Genomic DNA, 2,083 nt, shown 5'->3' on the forward strand with positions numbered 1-2,083 from the left:
CCCGAGACCGACTTGAACGAGAGCAAGAAACAGGGCAAACTGGTCCTCAAACCCGAAAAGAAGGATGATGACGAGGAGGATGAGGAGGAGTGAGTGGGTCGTGCTGAGCTATCGAAATAGACGCCACTCTCATCATTTACGATAGGGGCTGGTATATCAGTACCAGCCGGTTTACGCCAGCTCTGCGAATATGTCGGAATCGCATGTTTATTCGGAACCGGAATCCAGCGGGCTGGCGTCCCGCCAGGAAAAAATATGGCAATTCCCATTGAACTTGACCACGGCAGCGGCCAATCGCTGCAGGGTCAGATATTCGAGCAATTACGCTACCTCATCCTCGGCGGGAGGCTGAAACCCGGCACGCTGATTCCGGCGAGCCGGGTACTTGCCGAGCAGCTAGGCATTTCCCGTAATACCGTCCTGCTCGTATACGAACGTTTAATCGCCGAAGGCTACCTTCAGGCACGAAAGGCGATTGGAACGTACGTAAATCTTGAGCTACCTGAAACCTGCCTGGCTGCGACACGCAGAACTGCTGCTTCTGTTCCTGTTCACGGCGAGACGGCAAAACCTCCCGTAATTCCTTTTATCGGCCGGATGCCGGTCAAAAGCAGCGCACAGCGCCTGGATTTTGATTTTTGTCCGGACCGGATCGGGCTCGATTTATTCCCCCATAAGATATGGCGCCGTTTCATCAACAGGATATTTACCTCCACCGGCACCCAGTTTACGGAATCCTGTGATTCGGGTGGTTTGCCACAGCTGAGAGAGGTGATTGCCGAATACCTTGGGGTAGCGCGCGGAATCAGCGTTTCCTCTGACCAGGTAATTATTACTGCCGGATCTCAGGAGGGGCTGAATCTCGCAGCCCGGTTACTGATAAAGGAAGGCACGCGCGTTGCCATGGAGAATCCCTGTTATCGGGGTGCGGCATCCCTGTTTGAAAGTTATTACGCGAAATTGGTTCAGGTGCCGGTAGATGAGGCGGGACTGGATGTAACGCAATTGCCTGAGGATGGTGCCGCACTTCTGTACGTTACCCCCTCTCATCAATTTCCCCTTGGCTTCACGCTATCGAATGAACGACGTTTGAAGCTTCTGGAGTGGGCTCGACGTTGCGGCACATACATTATAGAAGATGATTACGACTCCGATTTCCGGTACCGTGGCTCACCATTAACAGCGCTCATGGGACTGGATGATCACGGCTGTGTCATGTATCTGGGGACATTCTCCAAATCAATGGGTGCGGGGCTGCGCCTGGGCTATCTTGTGGTACCTAAAGCGCTGATCCCTGCCGCGCGGGCAGCCAAGGCATTGCTAAATAATGGCCATGCATGGCTAGACCAGGCAACGATGGCTGAATTTATTCGTAGTGGTGCCTACGGCAACCATTTGAGGCGCATGCGCAGCATCTACTCCAAGCGCCACGATTGCCTCATAGAGGCGCTACGCAGACATTTCGGCGCAGTCCAGCTTTCGGGGCTGGAGAGCGGTCTGCACCTCGCCTGGCATCTGCCTGCCGACTATCCTGATGCATCCGAGCTTCAGGCACTTGCGCTGCGTCATGGGGTGGGTATCTATTCCATTGGTCCCGGCCTCGCTCATGATTTCGGGACGTGCAGCTTCAGCAAGCACACTCTTGTGCTTGGTTTTTCTTGCCTTAATGAGCACCAGATTCGAGCAGGGGTAAGACGTATGGCTGATGCATTTGCAGGTCTGCCAGCAAATTCTGTTTCTGCGGGAGCGGATAAACGCAGCTTATCGGGATCACCTCTTTAAGCTATCCGGTCTCTATCAGCCGAACAATCCGTAAGAGTCTACTTGATTTGTGAGCCAACTTCGCTCCGCAATCATTTTATTGTCAGGCTGCCTTCTCATCCGTGAGAGATTTGAAGGGATAAAAGAAGCCTGCTATTTCTATTTTTATGCTGCATAAAAAACACCGATCCACCTTTCCGTCTGGCGACGGCGGCGGACCGGTGTCAATGCCTTGCGGGACGGGGCTAGGCCTTGCGTCCCATGCGGCTTAGAGCTTGGTGAAGACCGGTATGACGGCGCCCGCTATGCTGTTGATGTTGCG

At 53.8% G+C, this 2,083-nt stretch carries 1 protein-coding gene; it reads left to right on the forward strand.

Translation table 11 applies throughout. The features are described from left to right. Window positions 1-255: 255 nt before the first annotated feature. On the forward strand, window positions 256-1,782 hold the full coding sequence (locus tag BLP78_RS14975; RefSeq protein WP_090460547.1) for a MocR-like pyridoxine biosynthesis transcription factor PdxR: 1,527 nt from the start codon (window positions 256-258) through the stop codon (window positions 1,780-1,782). Window positions 1,783-2,083: the final 301 nt, after the last annotated feature.

This window comes from Nitrosospira sp. Nsp1, from assembly GCF_900100985.1.
Taxonomy (GTDB): Bacteria; Pseudomonadota; Gammaproteobacteria; order Burkholderiales; family Nitrosomonadaceae; genus Nitrosospira.

What these genes read in the sequence shown, in the direction of transcription:
- BLP78_RS14975 (WP_090460547.1), top strand. Translation starts at nt 256, where the DNA reads ATGGCAATTCCCATTGAACTTGACCACGGCAGCGGCCAATCGCTGCAG.